Origin of the sequence: Fluviicoccus sp. (assembly GCF_030646115.1) — a bacterium.
Taxonomy (GTDB): Bacteria; Pseudomonadota; Gammaproteobacteria; order Pseudomonadales; family Moraxellaceae; genus Fluviicoccus.
This window is the reverse complement of record NZ_JAUSMX010000008.1, coordinates 326,391-345,547: the sequence shown is the minus strand read 5'-3', so window position 1 is coordinate 345,547 and position 19,157 is coordinate 326,391. Positions and strand designations below refer to the sequence as shown.

The 19,157-nt window shown below is 58.4% G+C and carries 11 protein-coding genes and 1 tRNA gene; 2 read left to right on the top strand and 10 right to left on the bottom strand.

Features of this window, described 5'->3' with window-relative positions; all coding sequences use genetic code 11:
* Positions 1–142: 142 nt before the first annotated feature.
* Positions 143–1,270 (bottom strand): IS5 family transposase, encoded by a 1,128-nt coding sequence (locus Q7T36_RS05770; protein WP_304844971.1) that lies wholly within the window; start codon positions 1,268–1,270, stop codon positions 143–145.
* A gap of 148 nt (positions 1,271–1,418) precedes the next feature.
* Here Q7T36_RS05770 and Q7T36_RS05765 point away from each other — a divergent pair.
* Positions 1,419–1,495, top strand: a tRNA-Ile gene (locus Q7T36_RS05765).
* A 211-nt stretch (positions 1,496–1,706) separates the two neighbouring features.
* On the opposite strand, the gene Q7T36_RS05760 is transcribed toward Q7T36_RS05765, so the two are convergent.
* The 3 genes from Q7T36_RS05760 to Q7T36_RS05750 all read right to left on the bottom strand — a co-directional run bounded on the left by Q7T36_RS05760 (position 1,707) and on the right by Q7T36_RS05750 (position 5,447).
* Positions 1,707–4,205 (bottom strand): M48 family metallopeptidase, encoded by a 2,499-nt coding sequence (locus Q7T36_RS05760; protein WP_304844969.1) that lies wholly within the window; start codon positions 4,203–4,205, stop codon positions 1,707–1,709.
* Between the two features lie 182 nt (positions 4,206–4,387).
* Positions 4,388–5,047 carry a hypothetical protein gene (locus Q7T36_RS05755; RefSeq protein ID WP_304844967.1) on the bottom strand — a complete coding sequence of 220 codons (660 nt, stop codon included), beginning with the start codon at positions 5,045–5,047 and terminating at the stop codon, positions 4,388–4,390.
* Between the two features lie 4 nt (positions 5,048–5,051).
* Positions 5,052–5,447, bottom strand: a complete 396-nt coding sequence (locus Q7T36_RS05750; protein ID WP_304844965.1) for a hypothetical protein — start codon at positions 5,445–5,447, stop codon at positions 5,052–5,054.
* A gap of 82 nt (positions 5,448–5,529) precedes the next feature.
* On the opposite strand from Q7T36_RS05750, the gene Q7T36_RS05745 reads away from it, so the two are divergent.
* Positions 5,530–8,988 carry an MASE3 domain-containing protein gene (locus Q7T36_RS05745; RefSeq protein WP_304844963.1) on the top strand — a complete coding sequence of 1,153 codons (3,459 nt, stop codon included), beginning with the start codon at positions 5,530–5,532 and terminating at the stop codon, positions 8,986–8,988.
* Positions 8,989–9,020: 32 nt separating this feature from the next.
* On the opposite strand, the gene Q7T36_RS05740 is transcribed toward Q7T36_RS05745, so the two are convergent.
* From Q7T36_RS05740 to Q7T36_RS05715, 6 genes are all read right to left on the bottom strand, one after another.
* The gene (locus tag Q7T36_RS05740) at positions 9,021–9,572 is read right to left on the bottom strand and encodes a DNA-deoxyinosine glycosylase (protein WP_304844961.1); all 552 of its coding nucleotides are present in this window, start codon (positions 9,570–9,572) and stop codon (positions 9,021–9,023) included.
* Positions 9,542–10,765 (bottom strand): hypothetical protein, encoded by a 1,224-nt coding sequence (locus Q7T36_RS05735; protein ID WP_304844959.1) that lies wholly within the window; start codon positions 10,763–10,765, stop codon positions 9,542–9,544. The genes Q7T36_RS05740 and Q7T36_RS05735 overlap by 31 nt, the downstream gene beginning before the upstream one ends.
* Positions 10,762–13,110: a bifunctional diguanylate cyclase/phosphodiesterase gene (locus tag Q7T36_RS05730; protein WP_304844957.1), complete on the bottom strand. Its 2,349-nt coding sequence runs from the start codon at positions 13,108–13,110 to the stop codon at positions 10,762–10,764. Before Q7T36_RS05730 ends, Q7T36_RS05735 begins: the two co-directional genes overlap by 4 nt.
* A 4-nt stretch (positions 13,111–13,114) precedes the next feature.
* Positions 13,115–13,747, bottom strand: a complete 633-nt coding sequence (locus tag Q7T36_RS05725; RefSeq protein ID WP_304844955.1) for a methylamine utilization protein — start codon at positions 13,745–13,747, stop codon at positions 13,115–13,117.
* Positions 13,748–13,828: 81 nt separating this feature from the next.
* Positions 13,829–17,830 (bottom strand): nuclear transport factor 2 family protein, encoded by a 4,002-nt coding sequence (locus Q7T36_RS05720; RefSeq protein WP_304844953.1) that lies wholly within the window; start codon positions 17,828–17,830, stop codon positions 13,829–13,831.
* On the bottom strand, positions 17,830–19,149 hold the full coding sequence (locus Q7T36_RS05715) for a hypothetical protein (RefSeq protein WP_304844951.1): 1,320 nt from the start codon (positions 19,147–19,149) through the stop codon (positions 17,830–17,832). Before Q7T36_RS05715 ends, Q7T36_RS05720 begins: the two co-directional genes overlap by 1 nt.
* Positions 19,150–19,157 lie beyond the last annotated feature (8 nt).

Sequence of the window (19,157 nt, the reverse complement as noted above, 5' to 3'; positions counted from 1 at the left end):
CTTAACAGGGTGGTGAAAAATCCCTGAATTTCCACCGCCTGCATTCTCTGAAAGCAAAAATCCGCTGGAAGCTCATTTCGTACACGCTTTTTTCGCCTATACCACCCGATATAGCCTCAAAAACGAGCTTTCCACGGCTATTTCATGCACAACAGGCGGACTTCTCCTGTAACAATTCCTCCCGCCAGCCGAACAGAGTCATCATGCGCGTCAGGTTGTAGGCCGCAAACGTCAGCAAGGCTTGTGCGTGAACCTTGGCCGTCCCGATGAAGCGGGTCTTGCGGAAGCCGCCAACCGTCTTCGCCCAGCCAAACGCCTCCTCAACCAGTTTGCGCTTGCGAAGACTGGCCTGATAGCCCTTGCTCCGCACGGTGCGCGGATTCATCGCGCTGCCCGTTTTCTTCGCGGCGACATGCGGTTTGACACCCATAGCCTTCACCGCCTTGATGTGTTCCTCCGTATCGTAGCCCTTGTCCGCACCCAGCGTGTCGCCTTTGTTCAAGGTTCGCCGGGCCATGCGCTCGGCGGCCTCCCACTCCGCCTTTCCGGTGGCCGGGGTGGTCTCGACATCCATCACCAATCCATGGCGGTTCTCGCTCATGATGTGTGTGATATGGCGCAGCTTGGCCTCGGTGAATTTCCCTTTCTTGTACAGGCGGGCGCTGGGGTCGGTGGTGGACTCATGCGTCTCGTTGCTGCGGGACTCGCCCTTGAAGTCAACCTCGGCATTACGACCGCCGCCGGGGCCGCCCTGACCCTTATCATCGTCAGACTTGTTCCGATCCTTGCGGACAAAGCTTTTGTGCGAGGCCCAGGCCTCGATCATGCTGCCGTCCACGCTGAAATGAGTGTCAGAGGCCAGTTTGCGCCAGCGGGCGAAATGAACCACCTTGTCGAAGAAGATGCGCAAAACGTCATCATTCAGCAGGCGGTCGCGGTTGGCACAGAAGGTGGTGCGGTCCCAAATCTTGTCATCGACATCCAGCCCGACAAACCAGCGGTACAACAGGTTGTAGTCCAGTTGCTCGACCAGTTGCCGCTCGCTGCGGATGGAGTACATGACTTGCAGCAGCAGGGCGCGCAGCAATTGCTCGGGCGGGATGGAGGGGCGGCCGGTATCTGCGTAGCGGGATGAAAACTCGGCGTCCATCGTGGAAAGGATGATGTCCACGACCAGCCGAAGCTTGCGGATGGGATGTTTGGCGGGAATGCGGTTGTCCAGGTTCACATAGCTGAACAGGCTTCCCTGCCGGGTGTCGGAGCCACGCATGGGACGGGTGTCGATTTCAGGAAATGTTGTGCTATTGTCGCATCATCAGGCAGCGACCGGCAGAGGGTTTTTCACCACCCTGCTAAGGGGTTGTTTTTGCGCTATCGTTCTGCCGAAAACCGGCATATAATCTCCGGCCACTTCGAGCGGGCCTGTAGCTCAGTTGGTTAGAGCAGAGGACTCATAATCCTTTGGTCCAGGGTTCAAGTCCCTGCGGGCCCACCAATCAAATCACTAGTTTAGTCAAGAAAATCTTGCCACTCTGTTTTTCAGGGTAATGCCCGGGTAAGAAAAGTCGCTTCACTAGTAAAAAACCAATAACTGAACACAGTTGGCGACCTTTCAGGAGCCAGTGTGTCATGCCACTTAGGCTAGTACTGAACTGTATATGCCTTTCTGCCCCCAACATTCAAGCACGCGATTGACTCTATCAGAGCTAAGGCTTTTTTTTCGTTCTAGTACTCACACGTGGCCGCACATCAATGAATTGAGACTTGATCGTTAGCAAGTCTTGCTTCGGTTTGTCCGCAAAAGCATCTCCAAAGTTTTCTAATCGTGCATCAAACACCACGAGGTATCCGATAGAAGTCCGTCGATTACTCATGTAATGAACAATCTGCTCTTCGCCAGCTGCTGCATAGGCGCTGGTATAGCCAAAGCCACACATCTTCAACTCAAGAACGGCTGACAAACCGCCATGAAGTTGTACATAGATATCGAGACGTCCAGCGCCAGTTGCAATTTCCTCGAAGACGCCTATACGCTCCAAAAAACGAGCTTTGAGAAAAGTATGCAACAAATTCTGAGCTTGTCGTTCCGGTTTTGTAATCCAGCTATAGTCAGCATCGTCAGGCTTTGTCCAAAAAACCATACGTTTTGCACCGGCTACAAACACAGAAAAGCGGTTTAGCTCCTGTTCGAACTCCTCCAAACTAACCGGTAATGTCGGATCGGATTTCGGTGCTGAGGGGGGAATTTTGCCGACCAATTTAATCGCCGCCATACACATCTCACTTGCCTTGATGCTTAAATGGGAGGCTGGATCAGCTAGCTCCAATACCTTTTGAAGCTCAAAAATTGCACCCACCATGTCACCGGCCTCATACATTGAGCGTCCGTACGCAAATAAAAGGCCCGGCATTTCTCCGTGTAATTTAAGTTGATCCTTCAGGAACAAAACAGCATCTGCCCACGCCTCCATCTGCCACAAACACCCCAGCAGATGATCACGGGCAATAATGTCTAGAGGCTCTGCTTCAAGAACCTTTTCAAACCATTCACGCGCCCGCTTGAATTGGGACATCTTCATCAGCTGTATGCCAATTGCGCACTGAAGTGACTGAACCATAGGGCTATGAGTATTCACCAACTTCAGATCATTTAGCTCTTCCTCAAGGAGCATAAGCTTGGTTGACTCACTCAGAGAGGTATCCATCAAAGCTCTTATCTGGCGAACAGCTGCTTTTACATCAGAGTCGCCTTCACACTCAGCGTCGGCTTCTAGCTGCTTTGCCTCTTGCGCGCTGAAATTCTCCGATAATGCTGAAAGGCGACTAGCTAAAGTAAAACGAGAGGTTGGAAGAGCCGCCGCAAGCTTATCGGCTTCGTCCTTAAGACTAATGCCAACAGCCTCATTTCCTGCACTTTCGGCAGCAAACGAGGCCAAATAAAGGGAGTGCACCAAATCAGTCTCTTTACCCAAGAGGCCTCGCCAAGCAGCCACGGCTGCCTGAGCGTCACTTGCGGCTTCAGAATACCGCGCCATCTTCATCAGTCGGTCCGCTCGGGCATGAAGGACTGCTGCTTTTACGGAGCGATATACGAGATTACTCTCGTCAAGTAGCGGCAAAATTTCGTCGATTGTATCCAGCGCTCGGATCGGCTCGGAGTGCAGCAGGCACTTAGCCACTTGCATTAAACTCTTGGCCGCCTCTTCTTTATTTCCGGCCTCAAGAAACGCATCAGCAGAACTACGAGCCGCCCGCATGGACTCAGGATCATCAACTAAAAGCGTGACCGATATGTTCCTCCAAGCCCAGGCACGGTTTTCAGCACCCAACGATTGAGGGGCATCCAGCAACGTCCTCCAGACCATCAATGCAGACTCTTTACTCCCACGCTTCATCATCCCAGATGCAATGATCATCTGAATTGCGGCGCTTTGCTCTGCACTCAACGTAGAGCGCCATTTGGAGAGAAACTCTTCAGCCGCGCTCGCAGCTACATCATGACGCCCTAGAAATTCGGCAGCTGATATCCGCCACTTTAGAATCACCTGACGTTGATCATCCGTTGCAACGGAAATATCCACTGAAAGCAGTGCTTGCAACAGAGATGCGGATGCAGGAAATGCAGATTGTCCCGCCCCAAATGCATTACTGAGCAACGTAATAGCATCTAGGTGCCTGCCCTGCTCTATATGACTCAAAACTTCAGAGGCCAATTTTTCATGGATGCTTTTAATACCTTCTGTAACGGAGTCGAATATTTTCTTGGCTAAGTCTTCACTTCCCGAACCAACTGCCTCATGCAACGCCTCATGCACACCAACGACTGAACCGGTACGCATGTTCAGCGTTAATGAAATCTGATGATCTCCAACAGGAAGCTCTTCAACCTCATAACCATCCGCAACTAACATCTCTCTTAAAATCGCGCCTCCTCTTTCGAGAAGCTCCTCGGCAGCAATGCCAGAAGCCTGCTCCGCTCTCCCCTCAGTGCGGTTTTTTTTTGTGAGTTCACTAATTCTACTTATAGCCTCTTCCGATTCGCTGGAAATTTTGAGCTCGCAAGAGCCCTCTTGGTTCACAGATAGCTCAAGTTTCGCAATGGCTTTCCTACCCCCACCCGTAATGTCAAAAACGCCAAAACGCAAGGAGGAAGGACCACTACAAACACAGGAAACCTCATCAGGCACTTTTACCAAATTGGTCATTTCATCCCTGCAAATATTCGATTAGGAGACGATCAGTCTAGCATCTCAGGCCTAGATCTTCCCCCCTCCACCACTATCAATTACAGCACAGATGAATCATGACTCAACCGCTCTAACTCCCTCTCCGCCTCCCGCCGGGCCTCTCCACTTGCTGCCTGTACATGCGTGCATTGGCCTCATGTTCAGTCACAATAGCCTCTTGTGCTGCTCGCAGTTCCTCTTGCCTCTTGCCTCTTGCCAATGACCCGGAAACACCAACAAAGAAAACCACAACCGCTAGCGCCCCCCCCATACGGCCCTTCAAGCCACTTTTGACTCGTAGACCCATGTATATGGGATAACTGACAAGCCAAAACAGCAAGCCATAGACAAACCACATCAATTGCCCCAGCCACCCTCTCTTCCGGTAATATTCTAATCTCCCAAGCCATCATGGCGCTTGTGGCCAGCACTGTCACCAGCGTCAGAACCGCCAACGGTTGCGCCGGATTCTGAATCAGGCTCATATAGCCAATCCATGCCCAACTCAAAGCAGCCGCCGCCACAGGTAATCCCAAGAGCAATGCCCCGAAACCCGCTTGCTCGTATTGCTTTCGATTACTGCCCGCATTCCGTCCAAGGTCGGACCCACAATGTTTGCACTTGAGTGCAACGGCAAGAATCCGCTCTCCGCAATACGGGCACGACTTGATTTCCTGCTGTTGCTCGGGGGTGAACTCTCTGCCTAAAGCCGCTTTCTCAACCTTGGCGTAGACCACTTGGCAACTCGGGCACTCATATTCAGGCGCGGAATCTGTAGCTTTGCGCTCATACCCGCATTTGATGAAGATTTTTCCAACCATAGCATCACCCCGCATTCATGCAGGATGATGCGCCGTTCAGCCCATCATTCAGCAACTGTTCAAACGTGGCAAAATGATCATCCGCCTTGGGAAGGTCCCCGTTGATTTGCTTGATGGTGCGCATCCCCTCCTGCTGCCCCATGAACGCAATGAAGTCATCAATCTTTATCTGCATAGCTGTCACAAGCTCCTCTTTTGCCTTACCAAGGCAAAAAGACGGCTGAAACCCTTCCGCCTGCCTTCTCACATCTTGTAAAGACTGAATCGGTTGCGCCAACGCGATGCGGGGAGTGCCCCCGGCGACGGAAACAAAGTCCCTGCGAGCCCACCATTTCGAACCCCCTTCGCAAATACCCGGTTTTCCCCAATTTACCCCCGCAACCAGAGAAGCAATCGACACTGACTGCCCGAATTCCCGTTTTTATGTGTGGTAATCTTTCCAAGGATGTATTCGGAGTTCGAACTCAAAAAGGACGTTGACCATGAATCCTGTCACCTCGGCGCTTGCCGACACCGAACGCCCCGTCTGGCTACTCGCCTTGCTGGCGCTACGCATGCCTGCCGCGGTCAGCGCACTCTGCCTGCTGGGCCTGCACTACTTCGGCTTTCTGGTGTTCCACGTCCTGGCCGAAGGCATGTCCATCCTCATCGCCGTCATGGCCATGGCGGTCGCCACCACGTCGCTGCGCTTCACCCGTAATCATTTCCTGATATTCGTAGCCATTGCATTCGGCTGGTGCGCTGCTCTGGATTTCATTCACACGCTGACCTTCAAGGGCATGAACCTCTTACCGGTAGACAGCGGCGCGACCACCCAATACTGGGTTGCGGCCCGCTATCTCCAGGCCGCTGCCCTGATGGCATCAACCCTGATGCTGCGCCGGCAGGTACGTCCGCTCTGGCTGCACATCGGATTCGCCGCTGCCGCCTCGGCTGCGGCGCTGCTGATCGCTACCGGCCATTTCCCGGTGACTTTTGTCGAAGGCCAGGGCCTGACACCGTTCAAGATCATCAGCGAATACATCATCATCGCCATGCTGGGCTGCTCCGTGCTGCTGTTCCGGAAACACCGACTGCTGATGTCACGCCGCTTGTATCTGGGCATATCTGCAGCCGTCGTCATGATGATGCTGTCTGAGCTTTCCCTGACACGGTATGTCGATCTTTATGCCGCTGGCCCCCAACTGGGTCATGTGCTGAAAATCTTTGCTTACTGGTATGTCTATCTGGCGCTGGTGCGCAGCACACTTAGTGAGCCGTTCAATGCGCTGGCGCGCGCTGCCAGCACATACGATGCCGTACCCGACCCGGTGATGATCATCACCGCTAACGGCGTCATCAAGCAAGCCAACACCGCCGCAGCATTGCATGCCCGTCTCCCTGCCGAGCAACTGGTGGGGTGCACCATCCACGAACTGTTCCATGAATCCGCCATACCTCCGGCTGACTGTCCTGTCTGTTCACGACTTGCCCGCGATAGCGCCGGCTTTGAAACTGATCTGTCGCTGCCCCTGTCGGAGCGCACCGTGGTGTGCATCGTAGCCCCCTTCGACACCATCCAGGGCGAAGCTGCCTTCGTTCAAGTGGTGCGGGACATCACCGAACGCCAGCGGATGCTGACCGAACGCGAGACTCTCATCCAGGATCTGGGTGAACGCCTCAAGGAAATGAATTGCCTGAACGCCCTGTCAGAATTATCCCGCAAACCGGACCTGAACATCGAGACTTGGCTGGCGGGCGTGGCCGCGCTGCTGCCGCCGGCATTCCTGTTTCCCGAAAAGGCACACACTGTCCTGAACAGCTCTTGGGGGAGCTTTGGCCATCACTGGCCTGAGAATACGCCATCAGCGGTGCTGGAACAGCCGATCGAGATCAACGGCACACAGTGCGGCATCATCAAGGTCTGGTACCCGGACGATCTGCAACCGAAACCGTTCCTGCCTGAAGAGTCCGTGATGCTCCGCAACGTAGCGCGGGATGTCGGCGAGACCATTGAAAGGCTGCGGGATGCCGAGAAAGTCCGGCAATTATCCTCGCTGTACGAAATTCTCAGCGCCACCAACCGCTCCCTGGTGTATTGCACCAATGTCGAGGAGTTGCTGGCCGGGGTATTCGATGCCCTGGTGACCAACAGCCGCTTCCCGATGCTGTTCATTGCCCTGACCGATAACGGCCAGATGCCATTGCGGCTGATTCATGTTCATGGAATTCCGCACCGGCACCTCCAAGAGTTATCCGGTATCCTGGCCGACCCCGACAGCCCGTTCGGGCGAGCCTTTCCGGCTTTTACCAGCGGTAACGTCATCAGCACGCTGATTCCCCCGGCAACGCACCGCACCGATGACCCTCACGATAACTGGCTGGCATGGCTGCATGAACAAGATATTTCGGAGCGGGCGACTATGCCCTTGATGCAGGGCGGACGCCTGATGGGCGTCGTTGGCCTGTATGCGGTAACCGGCCTTTCCACCTTTGATGAAGATCAGTTGCGCCTGCTCAATGAAATGGCGGTCGATATTTCGTACGGGCTGAACACTCTGTTTCTGGATAAACGCAGACAGGAGGCCGAAGTTGCAGCCAGTACTTCGGAGCTGCGCTTCCAACAGGTTTTTGAGTCCTCACCTCTGCCCATGCAGATCCATTCGCTGAAAAACCATACCATTCGCGCCCTCAACAAGGCGCATCGGGACTGGTTGGGTTATTCCCTGGAAGATATCCCAACCGATGATCTGTGGTTTGAAAATGCATTTACGGACCCCGTTGTCCGGCAAACCATGCTGCGGACCTGGGCAGACAGCATCCTGGCCGCGATCGACGGACAATCTGTCAGTTCCCCGGAACTGACGCTGTATGGCAAGGATGACGTACCCCACCTTGCTCGCGGTTCCATGACCATCATGAATGACGACATGATCATCGCCTGGACCGACCTCACCGACATCCGACGCCACGAGCAACAACTCATTGAAAGTGAGAAACGCTTTCGCGGCATGATCGAACAGACCGTCAGCGGCATTTACGTTCAACGCGACAGCAAGTTCCTGTATGTCAACCCCCGGTTCTGTGATCTGACCGGATGGAAGTCCGGCGAAGTGCTGGGGCGTGAAGTGCTGGAGCTGACCTCACCGGATGAAGCAAACCTGGAGCATATTCGGGATATCCGGATCCGTTTACAGGAGAAGGGTGAAATAATCTCGACCAACATCCCGGTTCGCCGCAAGGACGGTGCCTGGATCGAGTTGGGCCTGACAGCAAAAGTTATCACCTGGGATGACGGTCTGCCCGCCACCATCGCCATGGTGCAGGATATTACTGAAAAGAAACGCAACGAGGATCAGATCGCCCGCTACATCCAGCAACTCGAAGGCTCGATGAAGGCCACCTTGCAAGCCATTTCCAACATGGTGGAACTCCGCGACCCCTACACCGCCGGCCACGAGCGCCGGGTAGGACTGATTGCCGGAGCAATCGCCCGTGAACTGGGCTGGGAGGCCAAACGCTGTTCCGACCTGGAACTGATCGGGCTGGTGCATGATATCGGCAAGATTGCGGTGCCTTCGGAAATTCTCACCAAACCCTCACGCTTGTCGGCGCTGGAAATGGAAATCATCAAGTGCCACGCCCAGGCCGGCTATGACATCCTCAAGGATGTGCCGTTTGAAGCTCCGGTAGCCGAGACTATCCGCCAGCATCATGAGCGCATGGACGGCAGCGGCTATCCGCAAGGATTGAAGGGTAACGAAATTCTGCCTGAAGCACGGGTGCTGGCGGTGGCCGATGTGGTGGAGTCGATGGCCGCCCACCGCCCCTACCGCGCTGCGCTGGGTATTGAGGCGGCGCTGACGGAAATCGAGCGGGGCCGGGGCAGTCACTATGATGCGGATGCGGTGGACGCCCTGCTGCGGCTGGTGCAAGAAAAAGGCTACGTATTGCCGCAATAACCCCCCCAGTTGCCTGTCTGCTCTAACTTGCTTTAAGCCTCCGGCAAAATCTGTCGCCAAGCCTCCTGCTTCCTCGCCAGCGTCATGCCTGCATGCGCCGGGCTGGTAGACGGCAGGCGTACATACTCCAACCCGTCAGGAATAGCCTGCTGGCCCAGCACCTGCCGCCGGAAGCATTGCTCCGCCTTCACCCCATTGAAAAACACCCGCTTAATGGCTGGATGGTACCGGAAAAACGTCTCAAAATTATTGGCCACACTGTAGCGGTCATCAATCGCCGTATCCAAGCTGCCTTCCCTCACGCAGGATTGCAGCACATCCCACAAGGCCACCCCTGCCGCCTGCAACCGCGTCAGGCGTTCCGCATAGGGCAACTCCCGCCCTGCGCCGGCCAGCTCCCCCATAATGGGCCAGAACCCGTTGCGCGGATGCGCGTAATACTGCCCTGCCTGCAACGACGCCACGCCCGGCATGCTGCCAAGAATCAATATCGTCGCATCCGGCGCACTGACCGGCGGAAAGGACTGCAAACGCAGTCCCTCAATAACCGACTCTAGAACCACCAGCGCACCCGCCCCTGCCACAGGTCTTCGGTTTTCTCCACCGGTTGCCCCAGCAGTCTCCGGGCTTCGCGGTCACTGTCCTGCCGCAGCCATTCCACCCCGGCATCCATATGCTTGCAGAAAGCCCAATTCCAGCCCAGCGCCAGCGCCTTGCCGTATTCCTCGTTCGGGTCGGCCGCCTTGCCGTCACGGTCCTGCACGTCAAACCAGTCATAACGGGCCGTGAGCCGGTGTGCGCCTAACTGGCGGCTGGCCAGCAGATACCAAGCGCGGTAATCGGCAATCAGGTCATGGAACGGCACAAAGCCCATCACGGTGCGACCGTCCAGCACTTGCGCCAGCACCGTGGTCTTCTCGCCATACCAGCCGATACCCAGATGGTTGAAGGTGGTGTCCCACGCCCACTGGCCGTCTTCGATGCGGGTGGGGTCGCCCCGATTGTCATAGCGCATCAGGGTCACGGCAATGCGGTCCTGGTAGCGATAACCGAGGCTGGCGTAATAGCCGGTCTTGTTGTCAATTTCACGGAAAGGCTCAATACCCTGAATTTGACCGGTCCAGTAGCCGCCGGTCCTGAAGATGGCCAGATCGGGAAACAACACACGCTCGCCCGAACTGGTAACCCGGTCGCCGACGCTCCAGCCGCGCCAGGCCAGCAGGCCTCCCGCCGGGTCATTCCAGCGAAAAGCCCCGGCGGTGGCCTGCCAGTCGTGGGCGCTGCCCGCTTGCGCGCCGTTGTATTGCAGGGTTGCTTCCCCGCCCAGCGCGCGCAACTCTTCGCCCACCCAGGTATTGATGGCGGAACTGCTGATCAGGTATTCGGATGTCCAGCCGGGACCCTGGTTTTCCAGCGACAGTTCCGGGAAATACAGGCCCGCCTTGACCTTCCAGCGCCAGGCGCTGGTGGGTACTGGCCGCCAGTTGAGGTAGGCCTCGCCCGCCCCCGCCACTTCATCCCGGTGCTCATCACCGTTCAGCCACAGGTGGCCGCTGACCGTCCCGGCCGTAACCTTGCCGGACAGCACCGCCTGCCCCAGCCGCAAGCCGTCGTGGTCGCGGTCAAAACGCTGCTTGTCCAGCCCGCCGGACAGCCAGCCCTTATCGCTGTCACTGGCGGCCAGCCGCACATCCAGCAAGCCATGCCACTCACCTTCCAGCGCCTGCGCCGAAGCCGCCAGACACAGCGCCAGTAATCCGGCTCCGATCCTGCTCATATTCCCTCCTGCGCAATGCGGCTCTCCGCCCGTTGCCACCACCACTGTTCGAACGCGTCCACCGCCAGCGGCCGGGCAATCCAGTAGCCCTGGGCAATGTCGCAGCCATAACGCGCCAGCAATTGAAAGATTTCTTCACTTTCGACGCCTTCCGCCACCAGACTGAGTCCCATGTTGTGGCCCAGCTCAATGGTGGAACGGACGATGATGGCGTCATCATCACTATGCGTCAGGCCCATGACAAAGGACTTGTCAATTTTCATTTCATGCACCGGCAGCCGTTTCAGTTGCGCCATGGACGAATAACCGGTGCCGTAGTCATCAATCGCCAGCCGCACGCCGAGTTTGCGCAGGCCGCCCAGCAACTCCACCGCCTTGTCGATGTCATGCATCACAGCGCTTTCAGTCACTTCCAGCCACAGCCTTTCCGCCGGAATACCGCTGGCGGCCAACGCCTCGGTGACATTGCCGATCAGCGTCGGATCCTGCAAGTCCACCGAGGAAATGTTCACCGCCATCATCAGCTCCATGCCCTGCTGACGCCAGCGGGCGCACTGGGTCAGTGCGGTGCGGATGGCCCAGGCAGTAAGGTAGCGGATATTGCCGGTCTGTTCGGCCAGAGGGATGAAGTCATCCGGAAAAATCAGGCCATGCACCGGATGCTGCCAGCGCACCAGGCACTCGACGCCGCTGACCCGCTGTTCGCGGATATCCAGCTTGGGCTGGTAATGCAGCACCAGTTCGTTGCGGTCAATGGCGCCGCGCAACTCACTCATCAGCGACAGCCGCAACAGGCTGTAGCGGTTCTGCTGGTGACTGTAGAGCGCGCAGGGCAACCGTTTTTCCTTGGCCACATACATGGCGATTTCGGCGCGCTGCAGCAGCGTTGCCGGGCTTTCCGCATGTTCGGGATACAGGCCGATGCCCATGGCGGCATTGACCGTCATCGCAATGTTTTCAATCAGGAAGGATTCATCCAGTATCTGCTTGTAATGCAGGCTGAGCGCCAGCACTTCGTGCCGCTCCACGCCGTTCAACAGGATGGCAAAGGCATCCCCGGAAAACCGCGCCACCCGGTCCAGTGGCCGCTGCTGCGCCATCAGCCGCAACGCCACCTGCCGCAGCACCATGTCGCCACTGTGATGCCCCAGGGTATCGTTGATGTCCTTGAAATGGTTCAGCCCCAGCACCAGCACCGCCACCACCTGCCCGGGGTTGGCGGCAATCTGCTCCTGCAACTGCTGCTGGAAGCGCAGGCGGTTGGGCAGGCCGGTCAGCGGGTCGTGGTAGGCGGCATAGGCAATCTGTGACTCGCGTTCGGCAATCGCCTGACGCATGGTGTCGAATTCCGCAAACAGTTCCTGCACCTCGCCCCGGGCGGGCGGCGGCGGCGCGGCGGCATAGTCCCCGCTGCCCACCCGGCGCACATAGCGCGCCAGTTCGGACAAGGGACGGCTGACCGAACCGGCAATGAAGAATGCGCCCAGCACCGTCAGCACCAGGGTCACGCCCGCCATCAACGCCAGTTGCCAGAACAGCGGGCGATAACCTTGCATTGCCTCGGACAGGGAGCGTTGCAGCACTACTTCCAGACCGCCGCCCTGCCCTTGCAGAGGGGCGGCATAGTACAGCTGGTCATCCGACAGCACTGCGTTTCCGGCGGGCCGACCCGGCCAGACCATCCCTTGCAGCACACGCCGTTCGCTATCCCCCAGGCTGCTGGCCAAAACCTGCAACTGCCGCCCTTCCTTCTGCACCAGCGAGACCTGCAAGCCCGTCAATTCGGACAAGTGCCGCGTTGTCTCGTCATTCTGCGCAAACCCCAGTACAAACCAGCCCACCAGATTGGGCGCAGGGGCATAGATCGGGGTGACAAAGACGTGGTACAGACGGCCTTCCCGCACCAGCAGCATGTCCTGCTGGCTCTCGGAACGGGCGGGTGACGGCAGGCTGAACAGGCTGCCTGCCGCGAAATGCCTGTCCGTCGCCGCCAGCACCTTGCCGCCGGCATCGGTGGCCAGCGCCAGGTCGGCTGAACTGCGCTGCCGGAAATTATCCAGCACCACCCGCAGTGACTCGACATTGGCCTGATCGGAAAACGTGGCAATTTCCGAACGCAGCCCGAAATCCTGGGTAATCAGCACCGCCATGGCGGTTTGCGCCTTGCGCCGGGCATCCAGCTCATTGCCGAACACCTGCCAGCCAGCATGGAGCTGCCGTTCCACCTGTGCACGGGTATGCGACCAGGTGCTGCGATACACCAGCACAAAGTTCACGCACAAGGCCAGCGCCAGCAGCCCGACAAAGAACTGGAAAATGGATCGGCGCAGGCTGTACATGGCCATGCCCCTAGTCATAACCGCGGGGGCGGCGGCGCGGGTCGGGCTTCAGGGGCTTGTCCAGCCGGATCTGCATGTGAACGCCAGATACTTTCTGCACTAGCGGTTCAGGCGCAGACGCCAGTTGCGGATGCCAGACACTGATCTCCTTCACCATGCCGTCGGGTACGGGCAGTTTCAGTTCGCCCTGAGCATTGGTCTTGCCAAAAGAGGATGTAGGCAGCACCAGGATATAGGCCAACATCCAGTCATGGATGTTGCAGCCCAACGTCACCAGGCCAGGCTTGTCAAAAGTGACGGTGTGCGCGTTATGGCTGCCGGGAAACAGTTTCAGCTCAAAACGCTTGGCGGGGGAAAAGGAATACACATGGTGGTTTATCGAATCCGAGTTTGGAAAGTCGACCTGGGTTCCGGTTTGCACCGGTAACACAAAGGGCTTGAAGCGCTTGTCCAGCTGGTCCATCACCGAGGGGGCGGGAGACAGCGGCGCAGCGCCGGGTGACACCCATACCACGGCATCGGGCAATGGTTTGCCGTCCGCTGTCGTCACCGTGACCGAGAACTCACCCGCCATGACCGGCAACACCATCACGGCCAAACAAAACCCGGCAAACCGACCATCCATTCGCGCCCAGGGAAACATGCTGTCGCACCGTAAAGAGAAGCATTCCCGGGCAGTATTAGCGCCATTCCGCCCCGCTTGCAAGTCTCATGGGGAGTATCTTCACTCAACTGACCAGTATCGCCCGCTCACAGTTTTCAGGATGCACAAGCGCCCGCGCCTGTCCGGGCCCACCTCCTCACTGACAGCAGACTTTTCCTCGTGCTTGAGGTTCAGGCTGAAATTGCGACTGATGATGGTGACGTCATAACTGAGGCGGTAGCGGCCCTGGGCAACGGGTTGAACTTGCAGGTTTTCCAGCCGGTAACGCACTTCATCAAAAGCAGCAAAGGTGCGCCGCAGGTTGGCGCTCAGGTCGGCGAGCGTGGTGCCGTCACCGGCTTCCCAATCATCGGCCAGCAGCGCCATCACAGCGGGTTCGTCCCGGCTCTCATACGCCGTCCGGAAACTGTCATAGAATTCGCGGATGCGTTGCGGCATCTGCTGTTCCTGCTGCTGACGCTCCATAGCGGCTTGCTGTTCCAGGGCCTGTTTGGCTTTTTCAGCGGCCAGGCGGACGGCGTCCTGGCTGGCTTTTGAGGCATCCTGACGGGCTTTTTCAGCGTCCTGCGCCTTGCGGCGACGGACGTCCAGATGGGTCGCCTGACGTTGGCGTATGGTGGCGCCAATGCGCAGGTACTGCTCACCCAAGGGATGTTTGAAGTAACCGGGCATGTTTTCATCATAGCGGCGGACCTGCCAGCCCGGCTCATGGGCGCTTGGCGCAATCAGGGTGGCTGGCAGCAAGGCGGCTATCGCCGCCAGCGGCTGATCCAGCGAGGCGCTGTCAGGATCCAGGGCGTTGGCCAGCTGCTCCGCTGCCGCCAGTTTCGAGGCATAGACCGGCCACGGCTCGTTGACCGGCAGGATGAAGTTGGGTTCCGGCGCGGGCGGGTTATCGGGGAAGGTCAGCAGACGGTCCAGCCTAGCGGCCATTTTCGGCGCCGACTGGCGCATGAAACGATAACCGGCCTGTGACTCCCAGCCCGAGCGGATGCTTGCCGCCAGTTGCTGCAACTCGGCAGCAGTACGGTAATGCGGAAACGGCTGGTCACTGATCACCATGTTGTTGATGGTCACCGGCAGTTTGAGGGTGTAGTCCCCGCCGGGAATGCGCTGGTTGGCATCCCAACCCGGCTTGCCCCGGTTCAGCCGCACCTGCCAGCTTTCTGCCGCATAGGTTTCCACATCCGACGGGGTGCGCAGCACGTTCAGCCGGACTTGCCCGGCAAAGAACTGCTCAACCGCCCGGACATTCAGCCGCAGCCAGTCAATATCCTTCTGGCGGTTGGCGGCATCGGTTTTAACCAGGGTCTCCAGCCGGGCCAAGCTACTGTTCAACCCGTAACGCAAAGCGGGAACTGCGGCGGCGATGGTGTCCAGTTCGCTGATGCGGGGCGCCGGATCAAAGCCGGGGTCAAACAGTTTACGGATGCTGAGCACCGTCTGCGGCCCCAAACGCGGGGTTGCCTGCCAGCGGGCGGCCGCCACCGGCCAGACGGCGGTCTCATTCGTCATCCGTTCGCGCATCTCGTTGACCATTTCCGGGGTGGTCATGCCCTGCTCAATGACGGCAGCCATGCCGGTCAGGGCCCAAGCCAGCTGCAGCAACGGCACATCCAGCGTGGCGACAGGCGCAAAGGTATGACTGTTTTCCCGGACACGTTTCAACCAGTCATCCACCTCTGCAGGCCAGCGGGTGCGGGCAACCGGCAGCAGCTCCGGCTCCACCGCTGCCATGGCTTTGGAAAACTGGAGGTACTCCTGCAGCAACAGCTGGCTTAATTGCTCATGACGGGCCTGCTCGTCAGCCATGGCGCCGGAGGCTTCGCCGATGACGAGCATGGCAGCGGTATGCCTATCGTCAAGTTGTTTCTGCACTGTGGAGCTGACCAAGGCCCAAGCGTTGCTCCTGGCCCGCCACTCCTTATCAGCCGCCTGAAAGGGCTTCCAGCATTCCGAAAAAGCCGCATCCAGCCGCGCGATCTCGGCGGATGCAGCCACAGCTTCCGGGGAACCCGGCTTTCGCCCGTGCGCTGCCTCCGCCACGCGGTTGTACTCCACCATGATGGGCGGACAACGTTGCGAACTGTCCTGAAAGAGGCGGGTGCTCTCGGTCTCAAGCCTGCCAATATCCGCAAAGGCCGGGTGGCTGCCTTTCAACAGCGCATCAAACGGTTGCCGCCATTCCTGCAATGCCGCTACCGACTCCTTACCCCAGTTGGCCAGCAACTCAGCGCCCTGACCCAGGTCGCCGTCTTCCAGCGCAAGCCGGTGGGCTTGCCGCACCTCATCCGCTGTCCCGGCCACCTCCACGAACACCGGCGGAGCAACCGGTTTTTTGCCCGCTGCCGCCAACGGCCAGACCCGTTTCGGTGCACGCACACGGAAACCGCCAAAGACAAATGGCTTGAGGGCTACTTTCAGCGGAGTGAAATAAGTGCTGACCCAGGGGTTATCACTGCCCTGCAGCTTTCCTGTCGCAAGCTTGGCGGCGGCTGCTTCCGCCGATTTTTTCGTTTCTGCCTGCCAGACCTCTAGCAGGCGCAGGCGTAGAGCCAGCCAAGCCGCTTTGTCCTTGCCCTCGGCATCCTGCAGCCATTGGTTCAGCTCCTCCAACATTTCGCCGGGTTCGCGCTGCCACTGGTCACGGGGCTTTTTCAGTACGGCTTCCATGCGCTCGCGGGCCTTGACGCTGTCTCCCTGCAAGGCCTGGTTGATGATTTGCCGATCCTCAACCAGCATCGTCAGCACGGTTTTGCGTAATTCGTTACGGGGAAAGGGGGCGATTTCATCGCGGAGGATCAGGTAGATTTCCGCACGCAGGCCGCGCATCCGGGCATAGTCCTCGGCTTGCTTGCCGCTTTTGTACGCCAGCTCCGACACCCGTATCCCGATTTGCCGCGCCGTTTCCAGCAGGGCGGGGTCCCGCTGATGCAGGGACTCCAGCATCCGTTCCAGCTCACCGGCCTTCTGGCGGGCAATTTCCAGCTGCGCCTTTTGCCGGCGCATTACCGCCGCCGACTCCTGAACCTTGGCGGCCGTGTTCAGGGTCTTCAGCAAGCCGCTGATCCAGACACGGATCCGGTTGCGGTTTTCTGTCCACTCCGCCTCTACGGCGGCATCAATATCCTGGCCGCTCCTGCCTTGAAAGACAGCGGAGGCGGCTTCCTCTATCCCGGCTTCCACCGGCCACACTTCGCCCAGACTCTCGACATAGAGGCGGAATTCCTGCCGCCAGTCCGGGCTGCTGCGCAGCTTTTCATACACATAATCCACGGACTCGGCCGTGACCGGAACGGGATCGCCCTGCCCCACCTTGCGACCGGAGCCAACGCCATGAAACAGGTGACGATCAGACTGGATACGGCCGAGCAGTGTTTCAATGCGGCGGCCGGAGGTCTGGCGCTCCAGTTCCTGCCGGGACTCCCACCAGAAATCCGCTGCATCCAGCCCCAGCTTGACCACCACCACGCCGCTGGCACCGCCAAACAGGTTGGCGAGAAACTGCTCTCCGGCCTTGGAGTCGGCATATTGGCTCACCATCAGCTTCAACGTCTGGAAAGCCGCCTGATCATAATCCCCGGCAGAAAAGCTCTTCTGGATATCCACGCCGCCAGTGATGACCCCGGCGGACTTGCTGCCGGTAAATTTCAGCCCGGCCTCCGCGCCCAGAACCGCCGCCCCGAAGGCATCGCCATTCTCCAGCTTTTCGAAACTTTGCAGGGCCCGATCCAGCGAATCCTTGAGCCGCTTGATTTCCTTGGTGTCGACAATCCCGATATCGCCGTCCTTGCCGCCCGGCAGCTCACTCACACTCAGCCCTACCGGCATGGCATCCCAGAGCATTTTTTCGGCGGACTTGCCCGCCGCCTTGGTCATTGGCTCGTCCGGCAGGTTTTTCACCGCATAGTAAGTGCCCACGCCCGCCAGAACACCCAGCAGGCTGTCGCTGTCAGCCGCCCGCGCCACAGGTTGCCCAGCCATGGCCAGCACCATTCCCACACACAGCGCCGACAAGGTCCGGGGCGGCCTGCACGCCGGCTTGCGGGGGGCTCGCGGCATCAGAATTTCCGGCTGCCGTCAGGCTGGTACTTGAAGCGATACGTGGACCGGGTAATGCCGACGCCCGGATTCGAGAAACTGACCACTTCCAGCAAGGCGAACTTGCCGTTCGGTAATTGCAGGGCGACGGTATTGCCGATGTTCGGTTCAGCCTGGAACATCGGACCACCCGCGTTGGAGTAGCCGGAAGCCGGGGCCTCGTGCACGGAATCCATGTTCACACCCGTCAGAATCTGCCAGCCCACGATCTGGTTGAAACCGGGGAAAAACAGGTTGGTTTCCAGATTAATGTCGCCAACGCCGCCGGTGGTCACCGTCTGGTTGGCAAAATCAAAACCGGGATAGGACGGGCATGGCCAGGAGCTGCAGTCCGCATCCAGGGTAAAACTCCCGTCCTCGGTATTGGCCGATGACACCTGGCCCACACCGACATTACCCTGAGCATCCACCCCGATCTGCGTCGCTTCATCCGCACCGCCCGCCACACTGCCGGTGGCCACATTCTCCGCATCCGACAGGCCGAAAATCAGCGGGTTCTTCATGCTGAACACCAGTCCGCCCTTCTCCCCCGGCTTGATCACGAACTCGGTGTTGCCGCTGTCGGTCAGGGTCTGGCCACTGCGCGACGACGTTACGCTGCGGTTGAAATTGATGGCTACGAACAGGCGGCCCGCCGGGTCCATCACCACATTGTTCAGGGTATAGCGCAGGTCAATGCGGTCAAAGGCCGTGAAATCCTTGCGGATGGCGCGATCCAGGCTGACGGTATCCCCAGCAAAATCGGGGCTGACCCATTGCATGAAGGCAGAGGCATTTTCGTCCCGGTAGGCGGCAACCAGCGCATCCAGCACCCGCCGCGCCTGATCGGAAATCCGTTGCGGGGACACCGTCAGTTCCTTGCGGGTGCGCTCCACATCGTTGGTCTTGCCGGTGGTGTCCATCACTTCCACCGCCACGCTGTAGGTCCGTTCAGCTTCCGGGCGGAAACGGAATTCGAACTCGCCGGTCGGCTTGAAGGTCGCCTTTTGCCAGGTTGCCTTGCCATCCAGCGATACCCGTACATTGCCCACCTGATTGCGGCCGGAGCGGGCCTTGCCGCGCAACACCACCTCGCCATTGGGCAGGGTTTCCCGATAAAGCGTGGCCTTGGCGCCCAGTTCCTCATAACTGACATTGTTCAGGTAGAGATAGCCGAAATCCACGTCATCCTTCGACTGCCCGAAGATCCACCACTTGGCATTGGCGGCCGGGCTCCACACCATCACGACACCCAGCACCAACGCCAGCAGCCGCAGCTTTTTGATCAGATTCACGATCATCTTCGTTT